The organism is Bacillus sp. GB_SG_008 (assembly GCF_052038115.1).
Lineage (GTDB): Bacteria > Bacillota > Bacilli > Bacillales > Bacillaceae_G > Bacillus_A > Bacillus_A rhizoplanae.
The window spans coordinates 131,187-158,090 of sequence record NZ_JBPZSK010000002.1 but is presented as its reverse complement, the minus strand read 5'-3'; the positions used below and the strand labels follow the sequence as shown (position 1 = coordinate 158,090).

The window sequence follows — 26,904 nt, the reverse complement described above, 5'->3', positions numbered from 1 at the left end:
TCAAGAATAGCCTTACCAATTATGGAAACGAAATCCTTCATTATATATTTAAAATATATTCATGATTTGTATACATACATAGGATGCTTTGCATGCTCTTCTTTCTCATGTGTAATATTTTTGTGGAAAATCTGTTAAATAATGTTTTTTCTTTTCTTTTTCAACTAAAACATATTCCATAAGAAGATGATAAATGTACGAAATAAACAAGACTTTCATTACACACACATGAAAAGTTTATCTTTTAGTAAAGTGAAACCTCCATCAGTGTTTTTTTCATCCCCCACTGATGGTTAGTTGAACCAATCAGGCACATGCCAGCAGTTATCCCCTACCTATCTTCTTCGATTTTCTCTGAATCTTGAGGTGGGGTCTTACTGCGGGATAAAGTGAAACTTCTATCAGCGAGTGGGGCTCACTACCCGCGAATAGAAGGATAAACACTATATCAAGAATTTAACAAAAAAAGCTGCTGAAACAATATGTTTCAACAGCTTTTTTCTCTTATAGCTCTTTATACATTGGGAATTTATTTGTTAAAGCATTTACACGCACGCGTGCTTCTTCTAGTACTGCTTCATTGTCATGATTTTTTAATGTGTAAGCGATAATGGATGCAATTTCATCCATTTCAGCAAGTCCAAAGCCTCTTGATGTTACAGCTGCAGTTCCAATACGAACTCCGCTTGTTACAAATGGGCTAGCTGGGTCAAATGGAATTGTATTTTTGTTTGTTGTAATACCAACTTCATCTAATACATGCTCTGCAACTTTTCCAGTAATGTTTAAATTGCGAACATCCATTAAAATTAAGTGGTTGTCCGTGCCACCAGAAACAAGTGTAATACCTTCTTTTTGCAGACCTTCTGCTAAACGACTTGCGTTGTTGATAATGTTTTGTGCATATGTTTTGAAGTCATCCTGCAATGCTTCTCCAAATGCAACTGCCTTTGCAGCGATTACGTGCATAAGCGGTCCGCCTTGAATACCAGGGAAGATGGATTTATCAATTTGTTTTGCAAATTGTTCTTTACATAAAATCATACCACCGCGTGGTCCGCGTAATGTTTTATGAGTTGTTGTTGTTACAAAATCAGCGTATGGTACTGGATTTGGGTGTAAGCCAGCTGCTACAAGCCCCGCGATATGTGCCATATCTACCATTAAATATGCGCCAACTTCATCAGCGATTTCACGGAATTTTTTGAAATCAATTACACGAGGATACGCACTAGCACCCGCAACGATTAATTTCGGCTTATGCTCTTTCGCTTTTTCTAATACATCTTCATAATTGATGTGATGTGTATCAGGATCTACACCGTATTCGATGAAGTTGTATTGTACACCACTAAAGTTAACAGGGCTTCCGTGTGTTAAGTGACCGCCGTGAGATAAGTTCATACCAAGCACTGTGTCACCTTGCTCTAGAATTGTGAAGTATACAGCCATATTTGCTTGTGCACCAGAATGCGGTTGAACGTTTACGTGCTCTGCGCCAAAAATTTCTTTTGCGCGGTCACGTGCGATATCTTCTACGATATCCACATGCTCACAACCACCGTAATAACGTTTCCCTGGATATCCTTCTGCATACTTGTTCGTTAATACAGAACCTTGTGCTTCCATTACGGCTTGGCTTACGAAGTTTTCAGATGCAATAAGCTCGATTTTTGAACGCTGTCTTCCTAATTCTAATTCAATTGCAGCAAACACCTTTTCATCTTGACGTTTTAAATGCTCCATCAAAATCCCCCTTTTCTGAACGAATTACATCTATTCCCGATATTTTTTCTCCATTTTGCAAGAAAAAACGAAAATTCCAGTTGTAATTCTTCTAAACCTTCATGTTTTCAACTACATTCTAACACGACTCTACACATGATAAAAGAAAAAAAAGACCGAATCTGGTCTTTTTTTTATTGTAAATTTATGACTTAACTACAAGTAAACGTTTCCTCTTTTACGGCATATACTGCACGCGCCCCGCCAATTAACTTCGGACGCGTCTTTGCCATCGTTACATGCGCATGCCCAATTTCTTTTACACGTGTGCGTACAGGCACAGCTACATGTTTTAAATGCATACCAATGAACGTATCTCCAATATCAATACCCGCATCTGCTTTTACGAACTCTACGATAACAGGATCTTTCATATTATGATATGCATATGTTCCAAGAGCCCCACCTGCTGATCTGACAGGCGTAACATTTACAATTTCGAACTGGTGCTTCTCTGCGATTTCTCTTTCTATGACTAAAGCACGGTTTAAATGTTCACAGCATTGAAACGCTAACGCAATACCACACTGCTCTTGAAATTGTTTTAACGCAGAAAAAATCGCTTCCGCTACTTCCATCGTTCCCGATGTTCCAATTCTTTCACCTAGTACTTCACTCGTACTGCAGCCCACAACAAAAATGTTTCCATTTCGCAGCGAAGCTTGCTCTTGAAACTCAGAAAGCGCTGTTTGCAACTGCTCTTTCAATTGTAATATTTCATTCATTACGCTCTTCCTTTCGCAGGTAGGTTCAACAAATTATATTAACTCTTACTAGAAGTTAGAATACGATTACTTCGCTTCGTATGTTTTAATTTTCCCTACACGATTCTCGTGACGACCGCCTTCATACTCCGTTGTTAACCAAATTTTCGCGATGTCACGTGCTAATCCAGCTCCGATTACACGCTCACCCATTGCTAACATGTTCGTATCGTTATGTTCTCTCGTTGCTTTTGCACTAAATGTATCATGTACTAATGCGCAGCGAATGCCATGTACTTTGTTTGCTGCAATTGACATACCAATGCCTGTTCCGCAAATTAAAATACCGCGGTCTACCTCACCACTTGCAACCATTTCTGCCGCCGGGAATGCAAAATCAGGGTAATCTACAGAACCCGCTTCGCACTCACAACCTAAATCAATATATTCAATATTTAACTCTTCTAATAAATTTACGATTTCTTTGCGAATGTTCAATCCGCCATGATCAGATGCTACTACTACTTTCATTCCAAACCCCTCCAAATATAAAGTGAAACTTCCGTTCGGAGATGCTTTTTCTCCGAATAGTTAGTTGAACCAATCGGGCACATGCCAGCGGGTTTCTCTTCTCCCCCACTAACAATGAACTGAACAGTTGACCCCATCTCAAACCTTTGAGATATGAGATATATTACCCGTTAAATCGATATAATCTCCAATATCGTATTATACACGAAACATTAACTTTCTGAATGGTTTTTCAGCAAAGTTTGTACAAGTTGTTCCATTTCTTCCAGCGTTGCTTTATAAATAGCAAGCGAGCCGCCAAAAGGATCAGAAATGTCCTTATTTGTACCTTCTACAAATTCATATAATGTATGCACTTTTCCGTTTACTTCTGGATGATGGGCCAGTAAAAGCTGCTTATGTCCCGTTGTCATTGTTAATACAACATCAGACCACTCTAGCAACTCTTCCGTCACTTGCTGAGAAGCATGTGCAATTGAAATTCCTTTTTCTTCTAACGCACTTTTAGCATGCGCAGATGCATCACTGCCCACTGCGGCAAATACGCCCGCAGATTGCACTTCAAAATGCTTTTCTCCATGATGCCGTAATAACGCTTCTGCCATCGGACTGCGGCATGTATTGCCTGTACAAACGAATAATACTCGCTTCACCAAACACCAACTCCTTATGATGAATATCTATTTTCATCATAACGCACAATGATAATGAAAAAAAGAAATGTATATATAGAAAAACGCATTTCTTCTAGAAGAAATGTGCTCTCATTACACATGTGAAACTCTATTTCCAAGTGGCCACAATATAGTAATACAGGGCAGAAAAAAATCTACTGTTATTCTTTCATCCACAAAAAAGGAATCCACTTCAAATATGAAATGGATTCCTTATCAATCAAAACGATTATTTCATTGTTACTTTCATTACTCCTGTTGAACCTTTTGCAGCTGTTACGCCTATAGTTGTTTCAATAGATGCTGTTGCATCTGTGTTCGTAATAACGATTGGTGTAATTGTGCTTTTTGCTTTTTCACGAATTAATTCTAAGTCGAAAGAGATTAATTTATCGCCAACTTTAACAGTTTGTCCTTCAGCTACATGTGCTTCGAAACCTTCGCCTGCCATTGTTACAGTTTCCAATCCAACGTGGATTAAAATCTCTGCACCATTTTTCGATTTAATACCTACAGCATGTTTTGTGTGGAATAATTGCACGATTTCACCGTCTACTGGAGACACTACTACACCTTCAGTTGGATCGATTGCAACACCATTTCCCATCATACGGCCAGCGAATACTGGATCTGGCACTTCTTCAATATTTTTCACTTCTCCAGTTAATGGAGCTACGATTGTTTCTGCATTTGTTTTAGAACCAAGACCAAATAATTTCTTAAACATAGGATAATCCTCCTTATATTCCTTACTTACAATACACTTGAGCTCAATAATTACAACCCTTCGCTTTACTAGCATAAAACGTTTTCGATATAAAAAAGAGAGTTGTCAATTAGACCCTTATTGTATCGCCTTGCAAAATTCCAGTCAATTCAGACAGTCTGAATTCAAATGGAAAGAAGTGAACTTCTTCATCTCTATTTAAGCCTTTTTTTCTCCAGTTGTCTAGAAGTCTTAACAACATAATTATTTTTTCGTTTACCATTTGTAAAATTTCTTTTTATTTTTTATTAAAGTTACTTGACTAAAATAAGTAACTATTTTATTATTACTTACATAAGATAAGTAAATAACTTTTTAGGAGGTATTATAAAATGATGAACATTGGTCTTCTTATTATTCGTCTTATTATTGGGGTTACATTCATGGGACATGGTGCTCAAAAACTATTCGGCTGGTTTGGCGGCTATGGTTTAAAAGGTACTGGCGGCTGGATGGAATCAATCGGCTTACGACCAGGAGTATTTATGGCGTTTATGGCTGGGGCAACTGAATTACTAGGTGGTTTCTTATTTGCTGCTGGTATTTTCACTTGGGTAGGTGCTCTATTTATTGTCGGTACAATGTTAATGGCTATCTTCACAGTTCATGGTAAAAATGGTTACTGGGTTACACAAAACGGTTTTGAATATAACCTTATCTTAATCGCAGTTGCAGTTGGCGTTGCTCTTATTGGACCTGGCGCTTACACTTTAATTTAACTTATTATCTTGAATTCGAGATATTTATCAACTCAGTCCCTCACAATTGTGAGGGATTTTTTTCCTTCAATTAGTATTAATAATATTTTTACCTAATAGCTTTACTCCTCCGTTTAGTTTTGGGGGTTCGTTGCAACAGACACCCTTGTCTTAAGCTAGTCGTAATGCCTTCACGACGCGGAACTTGAACCCTAGAGAATATATACACGCTGAGCACACCACGAAAAAGCTTCTTCATATATGTAAAGAAGCTTTTTTAGCATTCCTTCAGTATGCATGAAACCAATTCGAAAATAAATTTATTCCCATAGCTACTGATAATACAAAAATTCATTATTCAAAGGTCGTTCAGTTTTTTATAAGAAAACAACATCATCGCTAAAAATTTTATCCTGCACAAACATTTATTAAAGAAGCTTTACAATTATTTTCTTTCAAAAATTCCCCATGTTCCCCAGAACAGACTGCATATGCTTGGATCAAGTTATGATAAATGCTGAAGCTTTAAGCCTAATATTACAAAACTATTATTTGTATACCTTTCCATGCAAGATTATGGTAGATTGATAAAGTTCGAGTTTATTTTAGAGAAGGGAGATAAGAAAAAAAAAGTGAATAAAAAATGGTATGCTCCAATCATAGCAGTTGGTTTTTTTCTAACCCCATTTATTGCACATGCTGCGAGCAATGATACATTTACCCAAAATGATGGAGATGTACATTACAACTGGGGATATCAAAGTCCAAGATCCGACATTTCAGCGGACCATTTTACCGGCATCTTTAATCAATCAAAACAATTATCAGCTGGAGACTACTTCGTACATACGTTAGCTGATGATCGTATCAAAGTTTCCTTTAACGGGACACCGGTAATTGATCGTTGGTATGATGCTGGTGGACAAATTGATCGTGCACTTATAACAAATGTAAAAGCGGGAACTTATAAGTTACAAACAAATTTCTATGAAAATACTGGTCAAGCAGCGGTTTTCTCTGACATTGTTCCATTTGATCACTGGTTAGCCTACTATTATCCGAACAAAAATTTAGAGGGTTATCCAGTAGACGCAAAAGTGATTCCTCCAACAGGAACAGAAAAGAAGCTGTTCCAAAACAATGGAATTGGTTCACCAACACCAAAAGTGCCCGCAGATAATTTCTCTGCTCGCTATACGACAGTAAAGCGATTACCTGCTGGAGATTATATCATTCGCGGAAAAGTAGACGATGGTATTCGTGTCTTTATTGATGGACAACTTGTTCTTGACCGCTGGGGATCCGGTTGGTTACAGGAAGATGCTCGAAAAATCCATATTAATGATGGAACTGCAGCATGGGCATTTGGTAAAACCAATCAAACAGATACCCATCTAGTTGAAGTGCAATACTTAGAAGAAGGCGGAAACAGCCAAGTAGATTTTCAAATTGAACCTTACAGCGAAGCAACAAAATCAACTAGTTGGCTCGGCGAATTCTATAATAACAAAGAGTTAAAAGGTGACGCTGTTGTTATCGGCGGAGCGAATTCTTCAGAAAAGTTAAACACAATCAACTTTAATTGGGAAGACAACTCACCGCATAAAGCTATCTCAAACGATAATTTTTCTGCCCGCTTTACTAAGGTAGATAAGTTTGAACAAGGTGAATATTTATTCACGGCGAAAGCAGACGATGGTGTGCGTGTTTACGTTGATAACAAAGTTGTAATCGATTCTTGGAATGCTAGTAACGGTGAAACTCGCAAAGTAAAAGTACCATTGTCAGCTGGAGAACATAAAATTACTGTTGAATATATGGAACAAAGCGGAAAAGCCAATCTTCAATTCGATTATAAAAAATCTCCTGGACCTTTTTCTCAAACAGGCGGAGATGTTCATTATAATTGGGGATATGGAAGTCCTACACCCGATCAAACAGAAGATGATTTCACAGCGACTTTTGATCAATCTAGGCAGCTGGCTGCCGGTGATTACTTTATACATACGTTAGCTGATGATCGCGTCAAAGTTTCTTTTGACGGGAAACAAGTAATTGACCGTTGGTATGATGTTCCTGGACAAATCGATCGTACTATCGTGACAAATGTACCGCAAGGGGATCATAAAATTCGAACTGACTTCTATGAAAATAGCGGTCAAGCAGCTATCTTTTCTGATATTGTACCATTCGATTCTTGGCTAGCTTATTATTACCCAAATACTAATTTAAACGGCTATCCTGTCGATGCAAAAGTACTAACGCCACAAGGGGATACGAAGCAACTCGCTGAAAATAATGGTATCGGCGCTCCAACTTCTAAAGTGCCGGCCGACAACTTCTCCGCTCGTTACACAACGGTAAAACGTTTATCTGCTGGAGATTACGTCATTCGCGGGCGCGCTGATGATGGGATTCGTGTCTTTATTGATGGGAAACTTGTCCTTGATCGTTGGGGACCATCAGGATTTACAGAATACGCGAAGAAAATTCATATTTCTGATGGAACTGCTGCCTGGGCATTTGGTAAAGCCAATCAACCAGATACGCATTTAGTTGAAGTACAATATTTAGAACAAACAGGCCAAAGTCGCGTAGAATTTAGCATTGAACCTTACAGTACTGTACAAAATTCGTCTACTTGGCTCGGTGAGATCTATAACAATACGAATCTTCAAGGCGATCCTATTATTCTTGGTGGCAATAACGCCTTACAAAAAATTGAGAAGATTGATTTCAATTGGCAAAATGGTTCTCCAAGCCCATTTATTTCAAATGATAACTTCTCTGCTCGCTTTACAAAAACAGAATACTTTGAAGGTGGCAATTATACATTCTCGGCGAAAGCAGACGATGGCGTTCGCGTCTATGTAGATGATCAGCCCGTTATTAACTCTTGGGAAGCAAGTAACAACGGTACACGTACAGGAAAAATTTCTTTAACAAAAGGAAATCATAAGCTGCGCGTGGAGTATTTTGAAGGAAGCGGCTTAGCGAATCTTTCACTAGATTACTATATTGGCCAGCCTTATGAAACGCTAGATTTGCGCAAACCTTCAAAAGTAACTGCCCAAGAAATTGATAATTATATGAGCCGAAGAACAAACGGGACAAGCCCGCTTATCGGATATGGACAGGCGTTTATTGACGCACAAAACAAATATGGTGTGAACGCTCTATTCTTAGCATCTCATGCTATTTTAGAGTCGGGGTACGGCAAATCATTAATTGCCTATCGAAAACATAATCTATTTGGACTTCGTGCTGAAGATTCTGACCCGTTTGGCTTAGCCAGCTACTTCAATACGTTTAATGACAGTATTAATTATAATGCCTCTTACGTAAGAGCGTATTATTTAGAACCTGGCGACTGGCGCTATAAAGGGGTCACAGTAAAAGATATTAACGCTAACTATTCAACAGATCCTGCGTGGGCAACTAAGATTGCAAACCTTATGGAAGAAATACATCCATATAATCGTTCTGAATATGACGGCGTGAATATTTTACCTAAAAATAATGAACCGGTTAAGGATTCACATGATTTGCCAAAAGATATTCCTTTTACGAACTACGCAGCAAACACAAAAGGACAAATTACAAGAACAACAGACGAGTTCCGTACAGAACCGTATCCATATGCCAATAATAAAAAATGGACACTGCAGCAAGGAACAACCGTTGATGTACTGCGCAAAGATCCAAATAACTGGATTGAAGTTCGCATTGGCGATCAAACAGGATGGGTTCAAGCAACCGATCTACAAGTAGATCCATTAAACGGAAAAGCAATCATCATTGATCCGGGCCATGGTGGTGTCGATGATGGTCATGCTGGTATCAACGACGGCATAACAGAGGACGCAGTTGTATTGGATGTTTCCTTACGTGTTCGTGATCTATTTAATCAAAAATCACCGTTTAAAGTGCTGTTAACTCGTGAAACAGATTCACGGCCTGGTAATACCGCTAGCGAATCACTACAAAAACGCGTAGAATTTGCACAACAAAATAACGGAGATATTTTTGTCAGCATTCACGCAAATGGCTTCGATGGTACTGCACACGGAACAGAAACGTACTACTGGCAATCAAGAACTGCAGGAAACCCTAATACAGAGGAAAGCCGTGTATTAGCTGAAAAAGTACAAGGTCGTCTTGTAAATGCTATGGAAACGACAGACCGCGGTGTAAAAGATGGCGATTTTTATGTTGTTCGTGAAAATACAATGCCTGCCATTCTTACAGAGCTCGCTTTCATTGACAATCCGCAAGAAAATGAAAAATTAGGATCTGAATATTGGAGACAACGTGCTGCAGAAGCAATTTACTCTGGTATTTTAGATTACTATGAGTGGAAAGGCATCAACGTTTCATCCTATCGTCTATAATGAAGCAGATTGTATTTGTTCGATGCAACAATGAAAAACTTAGAACGTAAAAAACAAAAAGATGACATATGTCATCTTTTTGTTTTTTTAAATATATACCCCCTTAGTGAATTTCCCCTCCTATCCTCTTCGCCTCTCTCTGAATCTTGAAGTTGGGGTCTTACTGCCCTTGAATCGTTTCCATATTCCTTGTGAGGAACTGTTTCATACCCTTTACAAAAATCGGCAAAAAAATATTTTTTCAGCAGGAGTTTTCCCCCTCTATCTTGTAAACAAACAAAGAAGTGTTACAGATATTCGAAGGGAGATTACATACATGCTGTCTATTAATCCAAATGCACAAACTGAAAAAGACAATTACAAATTACTAACAGGAAGCATTATTCCGCGCCCAGTTGCCTTCGTCACAACCGTTACAAATGATGGAGTACTAAACGGAGCACCATTTAGCTACTTTAATATCGTTGCTGCTAATCCGCCTCTTATCTCAATTTCTGTGCAGCGAAAAGGTGGAGAACCAAAAGATACAGCAAGAAACGCGATGGAAAAAGAAGAATTTGTCGTTCATATTTCTGACGAATCGTACGCGGAGGCTATCAATGAAACAGCAGCTAACCTTCCTCCTAATGAAAGTGAGATTGAACTTGCAAAACTAACACCAATTGACAGCGATGTCATTTCTGTACCGGGGGTAAAAGAAGCGAGTATCCGTATGGAATGTATACTAGAGCGCGCTATTCAGCTAGGCGGAACAGAAGATTCCCCTGCATGCGATCTCTTAATTGGACGCATTGTGCGTTTCCATATCGCTGAGCACTTATATGAAAATGGACGCATTCATGCTGAAGGGTTAAAACCAATAAGCCGACTGGCTGGACATAATTACGCAAAACTTGGGGAACAATTTGAACTTGTAAGGCCATAACTAAAAGCGGAAGCGGCTCGCTCAGAACAGGAGGAGGATGGAGCTTCTGACATAGAGGCGCTCTTTGCCTCGGCGGAAGACGCGAAGCCACCGACTGTTCTAGCCGCTGGAGCTGGATAGAACTAAAAATGAAAGCCCAGCCACAATAAATGGCTGGGCTTTCTTACATTATTTGTTTCACTTCATACCGAAAATAATAATTTAATCCCAAATCCAACAAGTATAATCCCGCCAAGCACTTCCCCATACGTTCCAAGAATACTTTGTACTCTGCGGCCAATTAACAATCCGATCCAAGTGAGCATCATACTCACAACGCCGAATATAAGAATAGTTACAAATGTACGTGCTCCGTAAATACCAAGGCTTAAACCGACAGAAAAACTATCCATACTCACACTAAAAGCAAACAACAGTAAACTTCCGCCGGCAGGGACGCTCCTATACTCATCATCATGAGACATTGAGCTATACACAATGTGAAACCCTAATCCCATTAATAGAATACTACCTACAATTGTAGTAATAGAACCAAATTGCTCTGATAAAAAGCGGCCGAGCATTATGCCGATAAAAGGCATTATTATATGAAATATACCAATTATAATACCGATATAAAAGATTTGGCGCTGCTTAAGCGTAATCATCCCCATACCGAGGCTGACAGAAAATGCATCAAGCCCTAGTGCAAATGCCATAATAAACAGCGGCAACAATTCGCTTATAATATGTTCAATCTTCATAATGTCCCTCCTCGGACTTGCTACTTCACAATATGCACGTCCGAGGAGAGATAGAATTTATTTTTCGAAGATGATTTGATGACCTGCAGCTTTCGTTAAACGATTCATGATCGCACTACCAATTCCATCGCTTGGGAATGACTCACTAAAAATGATATCAACACCGCTTGCATCAAATGTACGCAATACGTCATAAAGCTTTGTCGCAACTGTCGCTAAATCACTGCGCTTTCCACAAGAAAGAACAACTTCTGCTTTATACACATGCTGATATTCCTCCGTTGTTAATACACCTACTTTATAACCCTCTTGCTCTTTGTTATCCACAAGTTGTTGAATAAATGCACGCGAACCTTCAACAATGCTAAGCGGTGCTTTTGGTGCATAATGTGTATATTTCATTCCTGGTGATTTTGGTTTTTCCGTTTCATCCTTTAATGCCGGATCTAACAAAACAGTTCCAATTACTTCTTCTAACTGCTCTTTTGTAATACCGCCTGGGCGCAATATCGTCGGTATTTCACTCGTACAATCTACTACAGTAGATTCAACACCAACACCAGTTGCCCCGCCATCAACAATACCGGCAATTTTTCCGTTTAAATCTTCATATACATGAGAAGCGAGCGTTGGGCTAGGACGACCAGAACGATTCGCACTTGGAGCTGCTACTGGTACATTTGCCGCTTCAATAAGCGCCAATGCTACCGGATGATCTGGCATTCGAACTGCCACTGTATGTAATCCAGCTGTTACCTTTTCAGAGATCCCTTCTTTTTTCGGGAAAATAAGTGTTAGTGGTCCTGGCCAGAAGTGCCTCATTAATACATTCGCGATCGGCGGAATATGAGCCACAATGCCATCTAATTGTTCTTCCGTACCAATATGTACAATAAGCGGATTATCGCTTGGTCTTCCTTTTGCTTCAAAAATTTTCGCAACAGCTTCGTCGTTTAATGCATTCGCACCGAGTCCGTATACTGTTTCAGTTGGGAACGCTACTGCTTCATTTTCTCGTAATAAATGCGCTGCTTCTTGCAACTGTGGATAATCTTTTTTTATTTCCACAATATTATCCACAACCCACATTTTTGTATTCATTTCTTCCCACGTCCTTTTCTGCCATGAAATACTTGTTATTTGTAGTTTACTATGAGATTTATCCAAAAGACAAATAAGATTTATCCACAAAATGTGGATAAATCAATTTAATCAGTGGATAACTTTGTGAATAGCTGACAATTTAGTATAATTACATTTGGTTGTTTTATATTTTTACAAAAATGTTCTAATGCTTGAATTTCTTCTGACACAACATGCTTTTCCACAACTTCAAACTGGAAAAACTGAAATATTGTAACCGACTGTGGACTCTTTGTGAGTAAATATAATTGCTCAATACTTTTCTCTTTAATATACTGCAAAAACGTTTCAAAAAAATGTAAGAATGTAACTTTATCCACAGCAGGTGTGAATAAACAAGAGCGAAGAAGCGCATCAGTTCCAGCTTGCTCAAATCCAACGGCCGCTTGAATTTTTCCCTCTTCTTCTAATATCATAAAGTTCCCATATAATTGATCTAGTCGTTCTTCCTTCATATGAGCTTGTCCAAAAAAGGCCTGCAATCTTTCTACATCTGTTTTTGTAGCAAAACGTATTTGCTTCATACATAATCCCTCCCCATATTTTTATATATGAGGAGGGATTATCTTTTAGAACTTATTTTGAAAATAAAGATGCAAATGCTTCAACGATAAACAATTTTACCTTTGGCTTTTCTTCCGTTTCTTCTACTACCTTCACGTGCTCTTCTTTTTTGACAGCACTCGGTTCATCTTGCTTTACTTCTTCTTGTTCCTGTAATTCTTTCTCAGCCCTGTTTTCTCGCATAGCCTTTGCCTTTACCTTTTGTTTAGGTGCGATGTTTGTCTCTTTCTTAGCTTTAAGAGATTGTTTTACTTCTTCTCTTGCAACTTCCTTTTGCAAATAATTTTCTTCTATATCGTCCTCGTCAATTGTTTCCGCCTTTACAACATGCTCTTCTTTCTCCACAGCTGTACCACTAGAGAAATCTAAGAAACACATTGGAGGAAATAACACGCACCACCAATTTGCACCTTCACCTTTACCAATTGTCACAAGTACCGCTTCATACTCTCCAGCTGGATAAATAAAGTTCCCATACAATTTCGTTGGAAATTTAATATGCTTATTAAACTGAACTGTAAAAGTTTCCTTACTGCCTTCTCGTTTCAACGTGTTCGCCACTGTTTGTTCAAGTTCCGGAATACGGCTTCGGATGATACGACGTGCGTCTTCAAACGATTTTAAATCTGCCACCCAGCCATCGATTTGTGCTTTCACTTCATCGCGCACTTTACGTTTTAACTCTTGATCTTCCTTCGAATCACTATTAGCCAAAATACGTAATCGAATTGCTTCTTTGGGAATTACGACAGGTTCCTTTGCATCAACTTTCATATATCCAAAGTGCGCAACCATTTGTGCACCGATTAATAATAAAAGCAGATAAGCAATCGCTTGTTTTTTCATCCTATCTCCACCGCCCCTTCAGTAAAACAGTGTAGACAAGTTTTTTTCTTTCTAAACTACTAAATTCAGAATCTATTCGTTTTTTAGGTGATTCATACAAACGCTTTTCTTTTTAAGATCATGTCCACTGATATATCGACCGTTTTTTTCGATATATCGGCGCTTCGGCACGATATAAAGTGAAACTTCCATCAGTGACGCTTTTCTCACTAATGGAAAGCTCTCACCAATCGGGCTTTTACGGGCAGTTTTCTTCCCCGCTTTTCTCCAGCCTTTACTGCCCGTTAATGCGGGATAAAGACCCTTCGACGATATTCAACATGCTAGATGCACTAAAGGGGGCTGACAAAAGTCCATTTTCAGGTCAGCCCCCTGTTAAAATTACATTTCCGCAAAGACCATACGATCTTTCCCATTAATATCAAAGACAATCTCGACATGTGCGTGCGGGAATGTTTCTTGCAGCAGGGCACGCACATCTTCTCCTTGCCCCACACCTACCTCAAAAGCAACAATCGCTTCTTCTTGCAGAACCTTTGGCAGCTCTTCCATAAAGCGTCTATAGAAATTGAGCCCATCTTCACCGCCAACAAGCGCACGCTTTGGCTCATGCTCCTTCACAACAGAAGAAAGCCCTCTCCAATCTTCTTCTGGAATATAAGGAGGATTCGACACAACAACATCTAGCTTTTGCTTCGTTTCCTGAAACGGCGACAATAAATCACCGTGGTAGAACGTTACATTTGCCTGTAATTCTGCTGCATTTTTCTGCGCCACTTCAATCGATTCCGGAGCAATATCGACTGTGTATACATGTAAATGAGGATTTTCTAAAGAAAGTGTAATCGAAATTGCCCCGCTGCCAGTACCAATGTCCGCCACATGCACGTGCTTATCCCCAAATTTACGGCGAATACGTGTTAGCACACCTAGCACAAGCTCCTCTGTTTCTGGCCTTGGTATTAGTACTTCTTCATTTACGAAAAATGGACGTCCATAAAACATTTCATATCCAATTAAGTACTGAACAGGTATACCTTCTACATGCTTGTGGATAAAGTTTGTAAAAGTTTGCTCTTGTTCTTCCGTTAATTCTTCACGCATGTTCATCATTAAACCTGTTCGATTCGTCTTTAATACATGACAAAGGACAATTTCTCCCGCATTTTCATCTCGCCCATTTTCTTGTAAAAAAGAAGAAGCCCATTTCAGGGCTTCATAGACACGCATTACTCAGCTGCCTCCATCTTTTGCGCCTGATCTTCCATCACTAAGGCATTGATGAAATCATCTAACTTACCTTGTAAGATTTGATCCAGCTTCTGAATCGTTAAACCGATTCGATGGTCTGTAACACGGTTTTGCGGGAAGTTGTACGTACGAATACGCTCAGAACGGTCTCCCGTACCAACAGCTTGTTTACGGTTTTGATCGTACTCAGCTTGCGCTTCTTGTCTAAACTTATCATAAACACGTGCACGTAATACTTTCATTGCTTTTTCTTTATTCTTAATTTGTGACTTTTCATCCTGACAAGAAACAACTACACCAGTCGGTAAATGCGTTAAACGTACCGCTGACATCGTTGTATTAACACTTTGTCCACCAGGACCACTAGAAGCAAACGTATCCACACGAACATCTTTTTCATGAATATCGATTTCTACTTCTTCTGCTTCCGGTAATACAGCTACAGTTGCTGTAGAAGTATGGATACGTCCTCCAGATTCTGTTTCCGGAACACGTTGCACACGGTGCGCACCATTTTCAAATTTCAACTTTGCAAAAGCGCCTTTACCGTTGATCATAAAGATAATCTCTTTATATCCACCTAGTTCTGTATAACTCGCTTCGATAATTTCAGTTTTCCAACCTTGCACCTCAGCATAACGGCTATACATACGGTATAAATCACCAGCAAATAATGCCGCTTCATCACCACCAGCAGCACCACGAACCTCTACGATAACGTTCTTATCATCATTCGGGTCCTTTGGAACAAGTAAAATTTTCAGACGCTCTGATAATTCCTTCTCTTGTCCCTCTAGCTCAGACACTTCTTCTTTTACCATTTCACGCATGTCAGCATCTAACTTCTCTTCTAACATCGCCTTTGCATCTCTTAATTGTTCACGAGCATCTTTATACTCACGGTACACCTCTACCGTCTCTTGTATATCAGATTGTTCTTTTGAATACTCACGAAGTTTGTTTGAATCACTTATAATCTCTGGATCACTTAAAAGCTCATTTAACTTCTCATAACGGTCTTCTACAGCTTGCAAACGATCTAACACACTATTCACCTCAACATCCTAGTCTCTAATACAAATAGTATATGGTACATAACAAAAAAAACGCAAATTATATTTAAAAACGCAAACGGCTCATTCAGCCCCTACGCATTTTCTAAAAAAACCCGCCTTATGTAGCGAGTTTTTATCTCTGTTTAATTGGCACAACATGACAATGACGACAACGTGGTTCATATGATTCTGATGCAGCAACTAAAATAATAGGATCATCAAAAGACGCTGGTTCCCCATCAATTAAACGTTGCGTACGACTTGCAGGAGATCCGCATTTAGCACATACTGCTTGCAGCTTCGTCACATGCTCCGCAATCGCCATAAGCTGAGGAACTTGTCCAAATGGTAGACCCCGGAAATCTTGGTCTAAACCAGCAACAATCACACGATAGCCGCGGTTTGCCAATTCTTGCACCACTTCCACAATGTCCCCATCAAAAAATTGCACTTCATCAATTGCTATAACATCTATATCTTCTGTTACATGCTCAAACATCTCTTTTGAAGCCGCAACAGGAACTGCTCTTACTTTCAATCCATTATGAGACACAACATCTTCTTCACTATAACGATTATCAATACACGGTTTAAATACAATTGCATTTTGCTTTGCGAATTGTGTCCGGCGTACACGGCGGATGAGCTCTTCTGATTTCCCCGAAAACATGCTTCCGCAAACCACTTCAATCCAACCGTCTTGATTTATTACGTACATAAGAGCTCCTCCTTTCGTCTACTTATTCTTACTGTAAGTAGGTAAAGGTTTATATTTTCGCAAAAAAAACAGACAAGCGGATATATACACTTGCCTGCTTTATGTTTGTTATTACTTAAGGCCGTATTTCTTGTTGAAGCGATCAACACGTCCGTCTGCAGTAGCAAACTTCTGACGTCCTGTGTAGAATGGGTGAGAATCAGAACTGATCTCGACTTTTAATAATGGATAAGTGTTACCATCTTCCCACTCGACAGTTTCGTTAGAACCTTTTGTAGATCCGCTTAAGAATTTAAAGCCTGTGTTAGTATCCATAAATACAACTTTTTTGTAATCTGGATGGATTCCTGCTTTCATTCTTTTCATCTCCTTCCGCCCTGAATCATTTTCGAAACAGAGTTTTTCATCGTTAGCTGCAATCACAACTATAATGATGAAACGCACATGATGAAATTATAACAAGGCTATCTGCATTTTGCAACTACCTGTTTTTAGCATTACTTCATCGCGACATATCTCTTTGAATCTTCAGGGATATTTTTTAAGAATTCTTCATTTGTCTTCGTTTGACGTAACTTGCGTAAGAAGCTTTCTATGAAGTCTGGTGTATCTCTCATCGTTTTGCGAATACCCCATAACTTGTCTAAATGCTCTTTTGGAATTAATAGATCTTCTTTGCGTGTACCAGAACGACGAATATCAATAGCTGGGAAAATACGACGTTCTGCTAAAGAACGATCTAAATGAAGCTCCATGTTTCCTGTTCCTTTGAACTCTTCATAAATGACATCATCCATACGAGACCCTGTGTCAACAAGAGCTGTTGCTAAAATTGTTAAGCTACCGCCCTCTTCAATATTACGAGCTGCTCCGAAAAAGCGCTTTGGTCGATGGAATGCCGCTGGGTCAATACCACCTGATAACGTACGTCCACTTGGTGGAATTACAAGGTTGTAGGCGCGCGCTAAACGGGTAATACTATCCATTAAAATGATAACGTCTTTTTTATGCTCAACAAGGCGCATTGCACGCTCTAGCACAAGCTCAGCCACTTTAATGTGATTTTCCGGAACTTCATCAAAAGTAGAACTTACAACATCACCTTTTACAGAACGTTCAATATCTGTTACTTCCTCTGGACGTTCATCAATTAAAAGTACAATCAGTTCTGCTTCTGGATGATTCGTTGTAACACTGTGAGCAATCTCTTTTAACAGCATCGTTTTACCAGCCTTTGGAGGCGCAACAATTAGACCACGTTGACCAAACCCAACTGGTGCAATTAAATCCATGATGCGTGTTGATAGTTTCTTCGTTTCCGTCTCCAATTTCATTTGACGATTTGGATATAACGGTGTTAACGCAGGGAAATGCACACGTTCCTTTGCTGATTCTGGATCATCTCCATTGACTGCTTCAACTTGCAACAATCCAAAATAACGTTCATTCTCCTTCGGAGGTCGCACTTTACCAGAAACCTTGTCTCCATTACGCAAATCAAAACGACGAATTTGCGAAGCTGAAATATAAATATCTTCAGAACTCGGAGAATAGTTGATTGGACGTAAGAATCCAAATCCTTCTGATTGAATAATTTCAAGTACACCTTCCATGAAAAAGAAACCTTCTTTTTCTGCTCGTGCTTTTAAAATCGCAAAAATTAACTCTTTCTTTGTTAATTTGCTGTAATAGGAAATCTTAAATTCTTTCGCAAGCTCATATAACTCTTTTAATTTCATGTTCTCTAAAGCTGAAATTGTTAAATTCATTCAGACACCACACTTTGATATTATTCTCTTTTCAGATGGGTAAGGGAAATTACGGAAGGCAAATACGTAATAATGAAAGGCAATAAGTACAAGTAGGGTAATATTCACTATTGTAACCCTTTTACCTCGTTTTAATCAATACGTTGCGAGACAAATACAAGAAGCGAAGACAAGAAAATTTGTCTTCGCTCTACCCATCTTTTGCACGCTTTTTATTTTATCACGATTGATGGGAGCTTTCCATCAGCGGAGGATAAAGCCTCCCCACTAATGGAAGTTTTACTTTATAACTAAGTTTGGTTTCTTGCTTAAGCTATGACGCCCGTCAACAAAGCGAACTGTCCCAGATTTTGCACGCATAACAAGGGAGTGTGTTGTACCAGTACTTCCTTTAAATTGAACACCGCGCAGTAATTCTCCGTCCGTAACACCTGTTGCCGCAAAGATTGCATCGTCACCTCTTACTAAATCTTCCATACGAAGAATGCGATTAATATCATCGATACCCATCTTTTTGCAGCGCTGTAATTCTGCATCATTTTGTGGCAGAAGCTTTCCTTGAATTTCTCCGCCTAAACATTTTAATGCAACGGCTGCTAGTACCCCTTCAGGCGCACCGCCAGATCCGAATAAAATATCAACGCCTGTGCGATCAAATGCTGTGTTGATTGCACCAGCTACATCACCATCGTTAATTAATTTAATGCGAGCTCCCGCTTTACGGATTTCCTCAATAATTGCTTGGTGACGTGGTCTGTTTAAAATCGTTGCTACAACATCTTCAATATCTTTGTTTTTTGCTTTTGCAACAGCGCGTAAATTATCAATAACCGGTGCATTAATATCGACAGCACCAACCGCTTCTGGGCCAACTGCAATTTTTTCCATATACATATCAGGTGCATGCAGTAAATTTCCATGGTCTGCTACCGCAATAACAGCTAACGCATTCCATCCTCCTGCTGCAACAATATTTGTTCCTTCTAACGGATCAACCGCTACATCAACACGCGGACCATATCCAGTTCCTAATTTTTCACCAATATATAGCATCGGCGCCTCATCCATTTCCCCTTCGCCAATTACCACTGTTCCTTTCATTGGTACTGTATCAAATACGTCGCGCATTGCTGACGTTGCTGCACCATCTGCTTCATCTTTCTTACCGCGTCCCATCCAACGCGCAGATGATAACGCTGCAGCCTCTGTTACACGTACTAATTCCATAGATAAACTTCTTTCCACAATAATCCCTCTCCTTTAAGCCGTAATATTTATCTCATACTAAACTTCCAATAAAATTTTTACCTTATGCCGTTTTCACTTACACTTTATACAAATATATCACTTTACCCATGTAAAGATCTTTATGCATTTTTCATCTGTTCAATCTCTTGACTTGTCATTTTTTCACGCCAGATTTTTGCTCCAAGACCTCGAAGCTTATCTTCTAAATTTTCATATCCACGATCAATATGCTCTAATCCTGTAACTTCTGTGATTCCTTCTGCCATTAAACCTGCGATTACAAGAGCAGCCCCGGCGCGTAAGTCACTCGCTTTTACTTTGGCTCCTTGCAGCGAAGCAGGGCCTGTTACGATAGCAGAACGACCTTCCACTTTAATTTGCGCATTCATTCTTCTTAACTCATCTATATGTTTAAAACGCGCTCCGTAAATGGTATCCGTTACAACTGCCGTTCCATTCGCTTTCGTTAATAACGCTGTAAATGGTTGCTGTAAATCAGTCGGAAATCCTGGATATACGAGTGTTTTTACATCTACCATTTTTAGTTGGCGATTCCCATTCACCACAATTTGATCATCGTGTGTATCTACTTTTACACCCATTTCTCGAAGCTTAGCCGTTATGGATTCTAAATGCTGCGGAATCACATTATCAACTGTAACTTCACCACCAGAAGCTGCGCCCAAAATCATATATGTTCCAGCTTCAATGCGATCAGGAATAATAGAATGGTAACAACCATGAAGCGATTCAACACCATCAATACGAATCACATCTGTTCCTGCTCCTTTAATACGAGCACCCATGCTTGTAAGAAGCGTCGCTACATCAATAATTTCTGGTTCTTTCGCTGCATTTTCAATTACTGTTCTACCTTTTGCACGCACTGCAGCAAGCATGATATTAATTGTCGCACCTACGCTGACAACATCTAAATAAATACGTGCTCCCCGCAGTTCGTCTGCACGTAAATAGATTGCACCTTGCTCATTTGTTACATATGCTCCAAGCGCTTCAAACCCCTTAATATGCTGATCAATTGGCCTTGGTCCTAGATGACATCCACCAGGAAGCCCAATTACTGCTTTTTTGAAACGACCGAGCATCGCTCCCATTAAATAATAAGAAGCACGCAGTTTTTTTACCTTTCCATTTGGAAGAGGCATGGCTACCATTTTAGAAGGATCAATTGTCATTTCTTCGTCTTGATGATACGTAACAGAACCACCAATTTCTTCTAATAAGTCACCAAGTATTTTTACATCAGAAATATTAGGTACACCACCAATTGTAACTGGTGTTTCTGCTAAAATGGTCGCGGGAATAAGCGCAACAGCACTATTTTTTGCACCACTTACACGAATCGAACCTTGCAAAGGCACACCGCCTTCAATCAGCAACTTGTCCATTTTGAGCCCCCTTCTCGTGAATTCATCTACCGTTCCAGCCTCCCCACTACAACGGGTGATTTCACAACTTCGGATACGTTTTTACACGTATGAGTATATCCATGCTATTTGTTTCCTCTATTTTTACACAATTATAAAAATATTTCCTTTCAAACGCCTTAACAAGTAGAAAATTGTCTATCCCATAAAATGGTCACGCTTTCATTATACAACGAAACGAAACCGTCTAAAAGGCTAGACGGTTTCTAAAAATATTTTTAGAATTATGCTTGACCGTTAGAACCAAATTCACGAATTTTACCGATTACAGTCGCTTTAATTGCTTCACGACCAGGTCCGATAAATTTACGAGGATCATAAACTTCTTGGTCTTTATTTAATACTTCACGAACCGCTTTTGTAAACTCGATTTGGTTTTCAGTGTTTACGTTGATTTTAGAAGTACCTAAAGAGATAGATTTTTTAATGTCAGCTGTTGGGATACCAGTACCACCATGAAGTACTAAAGGTACACCAGTTAAGTCACGAACTTCTTCCATTTCTTTGAATCCTAAGTTAGGCTCACCTTTGTAAGGACCATGTACAGAACCTAATGCTGGAGCTAGGCAGTCGATACCTGTTGCAGCTACTAGTTCTTTACATTCCTCTGGATTAGCGTAGATAACACCTTCAGCTACTACGTCATCTTCTTGTCCGCCAACTGTACCAAGCTCAGCTTCTACAGATACGTTACGAGCGTGTGCATATTCTACTACTTTTTTAGTAGTTTCGATATTTTCTTCAAATGGGTGGTGAGAAGCGTCGATCATTACAGATGTGAAACCTGCATCAATTGCTTCTTTACATTTTTCGAAGCTTGAACCATGGTCAAGATGAATCGCTACAGGAACAGTGATGTTCATTTCTTCGATTAAAGCTTTAACCATAGCTACAACTGTTTTGAAACCAGTCATATGACGAGCTGCGCCCTCAGATACACCTAAAATTACAGGAGATTTTTCTTCTTCCGCAGCAGCTAAGATAGCTTGTGTCCACTCTAAGTTGTTCATGTTGAATTGACCAACTGCGTATTTTCCTTCTAGCGCTTTGTTTAGCATTTCTTTCATGGAAACTAAAGGCATGGTGAATCCTCCTAAAAACGTTTTTTGTATCCGATAAGTTCTTATCGATGGTAGTATGACCACGAAAAGGAAAAATATGTATAATCACATACCGGACTTTTTTCTACACTCAATAGGATACCAACTTGTACTCAAAAACTCAACTGCATTCACCTGCTCATCAGCCCATGAAAACGCTTTTTTCTATATTTTTTAATAAAAAATTCACGATTATGCTTGTACTGTAATTTCTTTTCGCACAGCACTGCGAATTTCATCAATATCGAACGGCTTTGCAAAGTGCATTAATGCACCAAGGTCTTTCGCTTCTTGAATCATATCTAATTCCCCATACGCCGTCATTAAAATCACTTTAATTTCTTGATTAATTTCTTTCACATGTTTTAAAATTTCAATTCCATCCATACCTGGAATTTTCATATCTAAAATAACTAAATCAGGACAGTCTTTTTTCACAATATCAAGGGCTTGAAAACCGTTTGCTGCTTGGAATGTTTGATACCCTTCCTTTTGAAACACCTCGTGTAATAAAACACGAATGCCGTATTGATCATCAACGATTAGGATTTTCCCTTCCATGTTATCCAACCTTTCTATATAAATACAAAATTTATATTTCTCATATCTCTTTCGATTATTTTCGCTACTTTTTATCAAATTCCTTCCTATTCTTTCTTATTTTACCGCCTACTATTTACTAGCGCTAGCGCCTTTATGAAAAAATGAGCTATAATGAAAGCCGTCTAACACGTTAGAAAGGAGAATCCTCATGTTTAAAATTTTTTCCACTCAGCTGGGTGGTTATTTCACAAGAATTGCTCAGAAAGAAGAGATGAATATAGAAGATGGCGCTCGTTTACTTGCACAAGCATTAGTTGGAGATGGCCACATTTATTTGCACGGTACAAAAGAGATGGAAGGTGTAATTTGTGAAGCTTTGTATGGATCCGAGCCTATGCAAAGTGCAAAACGGCTATTTGAAGACGGTAAACAAGCAAGCGCGACCGTCGCTGACCGTATACTACTTATCAGCCGCTTTTCCACGGATGAAGATATCATTTCATTAGCAAAGCAGCTGCAAGAAAACGGTCATTTTATTGTTGGTATTTCTGCAAAACAAGAAGGCGAATTATCGCTAGAACAATTCACCGATGCACATATTGATACAAAGCTTGTAAAGGCATTGATTCCAGATGACGATGGCTCTCGCTATGGTTTTCCAAGTTTAATAACGGCTTTATTTGCATATCATGGATTAAAATTTACAATCGATGACATTATGAATGAATATGAGTGACGTAAAAAGGCGCCCTATATAGGACGCCTTTTTCTTATTACTTACCTTCTTTATTAATAATAGAAGCTTCTACGAAGTCACGGAACAATGGTTGCGGACGATTTGGACGAGATACAAATTCTGGGTGGAACTGTGATGCCACGAACCAAGGATGCTCTTTTAATTCGATAATTTCTACTAAACGGCCGTCTGGGCTTGTACCAGAGAAGATGAATCCAGCGTTTTCCATGTCTTGACGGAATTGATTATTGAACTCATAGCGATGACGGTGACGTTCATAAACAACTGGCTCGGTATACGCATTGTAAGCATTTGTTTCTGGAGTAAGCTTACATGGGTATAGACCAAGACGAAGTGTACCGCCTAAATCTTCTACATCTTTTTGTTCTGGTAATAAATCGATAATTGCGTAAGGCGTGTCAGGATTGATTTCAGAAGAGTTAGCTCCTTCTAATCCTAATACGTTACGTGCAAATTCGATTGATGCAAGCTGCATACCTAAGCAAATTCCTAAGAATGGAACTTTGTTTTCACGTGCATACTGAATTGCAGCGATTTTACCTTCAACACCGCGGTCACCGAAACCACCTGGTACAAGGATACCATCTGTATCGCCAACTAATTCTTTCACGTTTTCTGCTGTTACGTGCTCAGCATTTACCCATTTCACTTCTACATCTGTATCAAATTTGTAACCTGCATGACGAAGTGCTTCTACAACAGAAATGTATGCATCTTGAAGCTCTACATATTTACCAACAAGAGCGATTTTTGTTTTCTTAGACAGGTTGCGTACTTTTTCTACTAATGCATTCCACTCTGTCATGTCTGCAGCTGGATTGTCTAGTTTTAAGTGATCGCAAACGATTTGGTCCATATTTTGCTCTTGAAGAGATAATGGAACTGTATATAATGTATCTGCATCGCGCGCTTCAATTACTGCTTTTGGATCGATATCGCAGAATAATGCAAGCTTATCTTTCATATCTTGAGAAACAGGAAGTTCTGTACGAACAACGATAATATTTGGCTGAATACCTAAGCTGCGAAGTTCTTTAACGCTGTGCTGCGTTGGTTTTGTTTTCATTTCACCCGCTGCTTTTAAGTACGGAATTAACGTACAGTGAATGTACATTACATTGTCACGGCCAATATCGCTCTTAATTTGGCGAATTGCTTCTAAGAATGGTAGAGACTCAATGTCACCAACAGTTCCGCCGATTTCTGTAATGATAACGTCTGCATTTGTTTCACGACCCGCACGGAATACGCGTTCTTTAATTTCGTTCGTAATGTGAGGAATAACTTGAACTGTTCCCCCTAAATATTCACCGCGACGCTCTTTTTGAAGAACAGAAGAGTAAATTTTACCTGTTGTTACGCTGCTGTATTTATTTAAGTTAATATCGATGAAACGCTCATAGTGACCAAGGTCTAAGTCTGTTTCTGCACCATCATCTGTTACGAAAACCTCACCGTGTTGGTATGGGCTCATTGTCCCTGGGTCTACGTTAATGTATGGATCAAACTTTTGGGTTGTTACGTTTAGTCCTCTATTTTTTAAAAGTCTTCCTAAAGATGCTGCTGTAATACCTTTTCCTAAAGAAGATACTACACCGCCTGTGACAAAAATATACTTAGTCATGAAAGTACTCCCTTCTAGTTTGCTGTTATATAATCATCGCTGCAAATCGCAACGTATGTAGATAACACTTACCTTATCTTATTGTTAGACTCTTTTGTTTTTCTAAACAAAAAACAAAAAAGAAAATTGCTCCCTTTATCACTAAAAGTAATAAATAGGGAGCAATTTTCTTTTATATTTACACGTAAAAGTTATTATCGTCTTTTTTAAAGAGCCCAAAAATGATTCTACATGGACGATAATAAAAAGTCAAGGACTACTGTTCTTCCTCTTCTTCGCCTGATTCGTCGTATTCCAACTCATCTTCATCGGCAAAATCATCGTCGTCCTCTAGATCATCAAGATCTTCATCATCTTCATCCAGAATTTCATCAAGATCTTCTACATCTTCGTCTTCATCTTCAACTTCTTCAAAGTCTTCATCTGCCTCTTCTTCGAAGTCGTCCTCTTCATCATCGTTGTAGTCATCTAGCTCGTCCTCTTCTACCTTACGTTTCTTCTTAGGTTTCGGTTGAGGTAAGATTTCTTCATCAATTTGCTCATATGGATACCATCCGCGTAGTCCCCAACGATTTTCTCCGAGATTGATAAAGCGCCCATCGATATTTAAATCTGTATAAAATTGTGCGATTCTCGCAGCAACTTGCTCTTCAGTTAGTCCCAGTAATTGAGCAATTTCTTGAACTAGATCGTGAAAAGATGTTGCTTGTTGTTTTTCCTCTAACAAGCTATGTACAGCTTCGATCATGGACAATTCTTTTAGCTCTTCTGGTGAATATTGCTTTAAATTCACTTATGCGGCACTTCCTTTCTTAAAATATATCCTATTAATATAAAGGCCTGTTCAAAAAAAATCCATACTATTCATTATAAACAAAACTCCACCAAATATGCCACAAAAAAAATAGGGAATCATAAAGTGATTTCCCTACATATTGCAACGTTATTGCCCTTTTTAGTTTTGAATCATATGAGCACCATTTAATACATAACGAATTTGCATCTCTGTATATTCTTCCAATGTATAAAGTTTCTGCAGTGCCCAGCGCCGAAATCCCCACATTTGTCCTTGAATAAAAATATTATGAGCAAGCAGTTGAACCTCTTTTTTTGTTAAAGTAAATACCTTATTTTGAACACATTGCTGCAAAATATTTTCGAACATCCCTACCATTTGAAATTCTTTCTCTAATACGTAAGGCAGCGACTCTTTTGGTAAAAAACGAACTTCTTGATACATAATAAGGACCTCTTCTTGCAGCTCATCCATAACTTTAAAATAATTTGTAATCGCGGCTTTTAAACTATCAATGCTGCCTTTTTCTCTGCACAGCACTTGCTCTAAACGATCTTTTACATGTTCATAAATGCTATCGCACACTAAATAAAGCACATCATCTTTCGTTCGAATATATTCATAGAGTGTACCAATGCTAAAGCCTGCTGCTTTCGCGATTTCTCTCGTTGTTGTGCGCGGAAATCCTTTTTGCTTAAAGAGCTGTACAGCACCTTTAATCATTTGTTCGCGCCGAAGTGCAATAAGTTTTTCATCTTTCACAGATGCTTGTACATTGTGCTTAACCATATCCTTCACCCCTTTCTCTGTCATTTTGCAGGAAGA

At 39.0% G+C, this 26,904-nt stretch carries 24 protein-coding genes and 2 pseudogenes; 5 read left to right on the top strand and 21 right to left on the bottom strand.

From position 1 onward, the window contains the following. Positions 1 to 504 precede the first annotated feature (504 nt). The 5 genes from glyA to ACTDJC_RS05780 form a co-directional block, all read right to left on the bottom strand. The gene (gene glyA, locus ACTDJC_RS05800) at positions 505 to 1,746 is read right to left on the bottom strand and encodes a serine hydroxymethyltransferase (protein ID WP_141524974.1); all 1,242 of its coding nucleotides are present in this window, start codon (positions 1,744 to 1,746) and stop codon (positions 505 to 507) included. Between the two features lie 191 nt (positions 1,747 to 1,937). Next, a complete protein-coding gene (locus ACTDJC_RS05795; protein ID WP_098310026.1) occupies positions 1,938 to 2,510 on the bottom strand; it encodes a TIGR01440 family protein in 573 nt (190 codons plus the stop codon). A 66-nt stretch (positions 2,511 to 2,576) separates the two neighbouring features. After that, positions 2,577 to 3,020, bottom strand: a complete 444-nt coding sequence (gene rpiB, locus ACTDJC_RS05790; RefSeq protein ID WP_253630963.1) for a ribose 5-phosphate isomerase B — start codon at positions 3,018 to 3,020, stop codon at positions 2,577 to 2,579. Between the two features lie 212 nt (positions 3,021 to 3,232). After that, a complete protein-coding gene (locus tag ACTDJC_RS05785) occupies positions 3,233 to 3,673 on the bottom strand; it encodes a low molecular weight protein arginine phosphatase (protein ID WP_253630964.1) in 441 nt (146 codons plus the stop codon). A gap of 250 nt (positions 3,674 to 3,923) precedes the next feature. Then, positions 3,924 to 4,421, bottom strand: coding sequence for a PTS sugar transporter subunit IIA (locus ACTDJC_RS05780; protein ID WP_098310029.1), 498 nt, complete (start codon positions 4,419 to 4,421; stop codon positions 3,924 to 3,926). 371 nt (positions 4,422 to 4,792) lie between these two features. On the opposite strand from ACTDJC_RS05780, the gene ACTDJC_RS05775 reads away from it, so the two are divergent. The 4 genes and pseudogenes from ACTDJC_RS05775 (at position 4,793) to ACTDJC_RS05760 (ending at position 10,474) form a co-directional block, all read left to right on the top strand. Beyond that, on the top strand, positions 4,793 to 5,179 hold the full coding sequence (locus ACTDJC_RS05775) for a DoxX family protein (RefSeq protein WP_253630965.1): 387 nt from the start codon (positions 4,793 to 4,795) through the stop codon (positions 5,177 to 5,179). A 545-nt stretch (positions 5,180 to 5,724) separates the two neighbouring features. Further along, positions 5,725 to 8,613 (top strand): annotated as a pseudogene (locus ACTDJC_RS05770) (PA14 domain-containing protein); the annotation flags it as partial. A gap of 210 nt (positions 8,614 to 8,823) precedes the next feature. Beyond that, positions 8,824 to 9,549, top strand: a pseudogene (locus ACTDJC_RS05765) (N-acetylmuramoyl-L-alanine amidase); the annotation flags it as partial. A gap of 316 nt (positions 9,550 to 9,865) precedes the next feature. Continuing rightward, complete coding sequence (locus ACTDJC_RS05760; RefSeq protein WP_440602845.1) at positions 9,866 to 10,474, top strand: flavin reductase family protein; 609 nt, start codon at positions 9,866 to 9,868, stop codon at positions 10,472 to 10,474. Positions 10,475 to 10,656: 182 nt separating this feature from the next. Here the strand turns inward: ACTDJC_RS05760 and ACTDJC_RS05755 are convergent, their stop codons facing one another. The 13 genes from ACTDJC_RS05755 to ACTDJC_RS05695 form a co-directional block, all read right to left on the bottom strand. Then, positions 10,657 to 11,217 (bottom strand): manganese efflux pump MntP, encoded by a 561-nt coding sequence (locus tag ACTDJC_RS05755; RefSeq protein ID WP_098310033.1) that lies wholly within the window; start codon positions 11,215 to 11,217, stop codon positions 10,657 to 10,659. A gap of 57 nt (positions 11,218 to 11,274) precedes the next feature. Continuing rightward, positions 11,275 to 12,318, bottom strand: coding sequence for an L-threonylcarbamoyladenylate synthase (locus ACTDJC_RS05750; protein WP_440602844.1), 1,044 nt, complete (start codon positions 12,316 to 12,318; stop codon positions 11,275 to 11,277). A 107-nt stretch (positions 12,319 to 12,425) separates the two neighbouring features. Continuing rightward, a complete protein-coding gene (locus ACTDJC_RS05745) occupies positions 12,426 to 12,884 on the bottom strand; it encodes a mechanosensitive ion channel protein (RefSeq protein WP_440602843.1) in 459 nt (152 codons plus the stop codon). Positions 12,885 to 12,936: 52 nt separating this feature from the next. Next, positions 12,937 to 13,770, bottom strand: coding sequence for a stage II sporulation protein R (gene spoIIR, locus ACTDJC_RS05740; RefSeq protein ID WP_098310036.1), 834 nt, complete (start codon positions 13,768 to 13,770; stop codon positions 12,937 to 12,939). A 381-nt stretch (positions 13,771 to 14,151) separates the two neighbouring features. Further along, positions 14,152 to 15,000: a peptide chain release factor N(5)-glutamine methyltransferase gene (gene prmC / locus ACTDJC_RS05735; protein ID WP_440602842.1), complete on the bottom strand. Its 849-nt coding sequence runs from the start codon at positions 14,998 to 15,000 to the stop codon at positions 14,152 to 14,154. Further along, the gene (prfA, locus tag ACTDJC_RS05730) at positions 15,000 to 16,067 is read right to left on the bottom strand and encodes a peptide chain release factor 1 (RefSeq protein ID WP_141525065.1); all 1,068 of its coding nucleotides are present in this window, start codon (positions 16,065 to 16,067) and stop codon (positions 15,000 to 15,002) included. The genes prmC and prfA overlap by 1 nt, the downstream gene beginning before the upstream one ends. Before the next feature lie 142 nt (positions 16,068 to 16,209). Then, positions 16,210 to 16,794, bottom strand: a complete 585-nt coding sequence (locus ACTDJC_RS05725) for a thymidine kinase (RefSeq protein ID WP_098310039.1) — start codon at positions 16,792 to 16,794, stop codon at positions 16,210 to 16,212. Positions 16,795 to 16,905: 111 nt separating this feature from the next. After that, positions 16,906 to 17,151 carry a type B 50S ribosomal protein L31 gene (locus tag ACTDJC_RS05720; protein WP_000643433.1) on the bottom strand — a complete coding sequence of 82 codons (246 nt, stop codon included), beginning with the start codon at positions 17,149 to 17,151 and terminating at the stop codon, positions 16,906 to 16,908. 140 nt (positions 17,152 to 17,291) lie between these two features. Beyond that, positions 17,292 to 18,563 (bottom strand): transcription termination factor Rho, encoded by a 1,272-nt coding sequence (rho, locus tag ACTDJC_RS05715; RefSeq protein ID WP_098310040.1) that lies wholly within the window; start codon positions 18,561 to 18,563, stop codon positions 17,292 to 17,294. Between the two features lie 279 nt (positions 18,564 to 18,842). After that, positions 18,843 to 19,808: a class II fructose-bisphosphatase gene (gene glpX, locus ACTDJC_RS05710; RefSeq protein ID WP_098310041.1), complete on the bottom strand. Its 966-nt coding sequence runs from the start codon at positions 19,806 to 19,808 to the stop codon at positions 18,843 to 18,845. Positions 19,809 to 19,930: 122 nt separating this feature from the next. Continuing rightward, positions 19,931 to 21,220 carry a UDP-N-acetylglucosamine 1-carboxyvinyltransferase gene (locus ACTDJC_RS05705; RefSeq protein ID WP_098310042.1) on the bottom strand — a complete coding sequence of 430 codons (1,290 nt, stop codon included), beginning with the start codon at positions 21,218 to 21,220 and terminating at the stop codon, positions 19,931 to 19,933. Positions 21,221 to 21,483: 263 nt separating this feature from the next. Continuing rightward, positions 21,484 to 22,341, bottom strand: a complete 858-nt coding sequence (locus tag ACTDJC_RS05700; protein ID WP_098310043.1) for a class II fructose-bisphosphate aldolase — start codon at positions 22,339 to 22,341, stop codon at positions 21,484 to 21,486. A 210-nt stretch (positions 22,342 to 22,551) separates the two neighbouring features. Then, positions 22,552 to 22,920, bottom strand: a complete 369-nt coding sequence (locus tag ACTDJC_RS05695) for a response regulator (RefSeq protein ID WP_429709718.1) — start codon at positions 22,918 to 22,920, stop codon at positions 22,552 to 22,554. 190 nt (positions 22,921 to 23,110) lie between these two features. On the opposite strand from ACTDJC_RS05695, the gene ACTDJC_RS05690 reads away from it, so the two are divergent. Beyond that, on the top strand, positions 23,111 to 23,638 hold the full coding sequence (locus ACTDJC_RS05690) for a DUF2529 domain-containing protein (protein ID WP_440602841.1): 528 nt from the start codon (positions 23,111 to 23,113) through the stop codon (positions 23,636 to 23,638). A 37-nt stretch (positions 23,639 to 23,675) separates the two neighbouring features. Here ACTDJC_RS05690 and pyrG read toward each other — a convergent pair whose 3' ends face one another. The 3 genes from pyrG to ACTDJC_RS05675 all read right to left on the bottom strand — a co-directional run bounded on the left by pyrG (position 23,676) and on the right by ACTDJC_RS05675 (position 26,868). After that, entirely contained in the window at positions 23,676 to 25,283 is a 1,608-nt protein-coding gene (gene pyrG / locus ACTDJC_RS05685; RefSeq protein ID WP_253630971.1) for a CTP synthase, read from the bottom strand. 256 nt (positions 25,284 to 25,539) lie between these two features. After that, positions 25,540 to 26,076: a DNA-directed RNA polymerase subunit delta gene (gene rpoE, locus ACTDJC_RS05680; RefSeq protein WP_440602840.1), complete on the bottom strand. Its 537-nt coding sequence runs from the start codon at positions 26,074 to 26,076 to the stop codon at positions 25,540 to 25,542. A gap of 162 nt (positions 26,077 to 26,238) precedes the next feature. After that, positions 26,239 to 26,868: a TetR/AcrR family transcriptional regulator gene (locus ACTDJC_RS05675; protein WP_098310048.1), complete on the bottom strand. Its 630-nt coding sequence runs from the start codon at positions 26,866 to 26,868 to the stop codon at positions 26,239 to 26,241. Between the last annotated feature and the right edge of the window lie 36 nt (positions 26,869 to 26,904).

What these genes read in the sequence shown, in the direction of transcription:
- glyA (WP_141524974.1), bottom strand. Translation starts at nt 1,746, where the DNA reads ATGGAGCATTTAAAACGTCAAGATGAAAAGGTGTTTGCTGCAATTGAA.
- ACTDJC_RS05795 (WP_098310026.1), bottom strand. Translation starts at nt 2,510, where the DNA reads ATGAATGAAATATTACAATTGAAAGAGCAGTTGCAAACAGCGCTTTCT.
- rpiB (WP_253630963.1), bottom strand. Translation starts at nt 3,020, where the DNA reads ATGAAAGTAGTAGTAGCATCTGATCATGGCGGATTGAACATTCGCAAA.
- ACTDJC_RS05780 (WP_098310029.1), bottom strand. Translation starts at nt 4,421, where the DNA reads ATGTTTAAGAAATTATTTGGTCTTGGTTCTAAAACAAATGCAGAAACA.
- ACTDJC_RS05775 (WP_253630965.1), top strand. Translation starts at nt 4,793, where the DNA reads ATGATGAACATTGGTCTTCTTATTATTCGTCTTATTATTGGGGTTACA.
- ACTDJC_RS05760 (WP_440602845.1), top strand. Translation starts at nt 9,866, where the DNA reads ATGCTGTCTATTAATCCAAATGCACAAACTGAAAAAGACAATTACAAA.
- ACTDJC_RS05755 (WP_098310033.1), bottom strand. Translation starts at nt 11,217, where the DNA reads ATGAAGATTGAACATATTATAAGCGAATTGTTGCCGCTGTTTATTATG.
- ACTDJC_RS05750 (WP_440602844.1), bottom strand. Translation starts at nt 12,318, where the DNA reads ATGAATACAAAAATGTGGGTTGTGGATAATATTGTGGAAATAAAAAAA.
- ACTDJC_RS05745 (WP_440602843.1), bottom strand. Translation starts at nt 12,884, where the DNA reads ATGAAGCAAATACGTTTTGCTACAAAAACAGATGTAGAAAGATTGCAG.
- spoIIR (WP_098310036.1), bottom strand. Translation starts at nt 13,770, where the DNA reads ATGAAAAAACAAGCGATTGCTTATCTGCTTTTATTATTAATCGGTGCA.
- prmC (WP_440602842.1), bottom strand. Translation starts at nt 15,000, where the DNA reads ATGCGTGTCTATGAAGCCCTGAAATGGGCTTCTTCTTTTTTACAAGAA.
- ACTDJC_RS05725 (WP_098310039.1), bottom strand. Translation starts at nt 16,794, where the DNA reads ATGTACGTAATAAATCAAGACGGTTGGATTGAAGTGGTTTGCGGAAGC.
- ACTDJC_RS05720 (WP_000643433.1), bottom strand. Translation starts at nt 17,151, where the DNA reads ATGAAAGCAGGAATCCATCCAGATTACAAAAAAGTTGTATTTATGGAT.
- rho (WP_098310040.1), bottom strand. Translation starts at nt 18,563, where the DNA reads ATGAATTTAACAATTTCAGCTTTAGAGAACATGAAATTAAAAGAGTTA.
- ACTDJC_RS05705 (WP_098310042.1), bottom strand. Translation starts at nt 21,220, where the DNA reads ATGGACAAGTTGCTGATTGAAGGCGGTGTGCCTTTGCAAGGTTCGATT.
- ACTDJC_RS05700 (WP_098310043.1), bottom strand. Translation starts at nt 22,341, where the DNA reads ATGCCTTTAGTTTCCATGAAAGAAATGCTAAACAAAGCGCTAGAAGGA.
- ACTDJC_RS05695 (WP_429709718.1), bottom strand. Translation starts at nt 22,920, where the DNA reads ATGGAAGGGAAAATCCTAATCGTTGATGATCAATACGGCATTCGTGTT.
- ACTDJC_RS05690 (WP_440602841.1), top strand. Translation starts at nt 23,111, where the DNA reads ATGTTTAAAATTTTTTCCACTCAGCTGGGTGGTTATTTCACAAGAATT.
- pyrG (WP_253630971.1), bottom strand. Translation starts at nt 25,283, where the DNA reads ATGACTAAGTATATTTTTGTCACAGGCGGTGTAGTATCTTCTTTAGGA.
- ACTDJC_RS05675 (WP_098310048.1), bottom strand. Translation starts at nt 26,868, where the DNA reads ATGGTTAAGCACAATGTACAAGCATCTGTGAAAGATGAAAAACTTATT.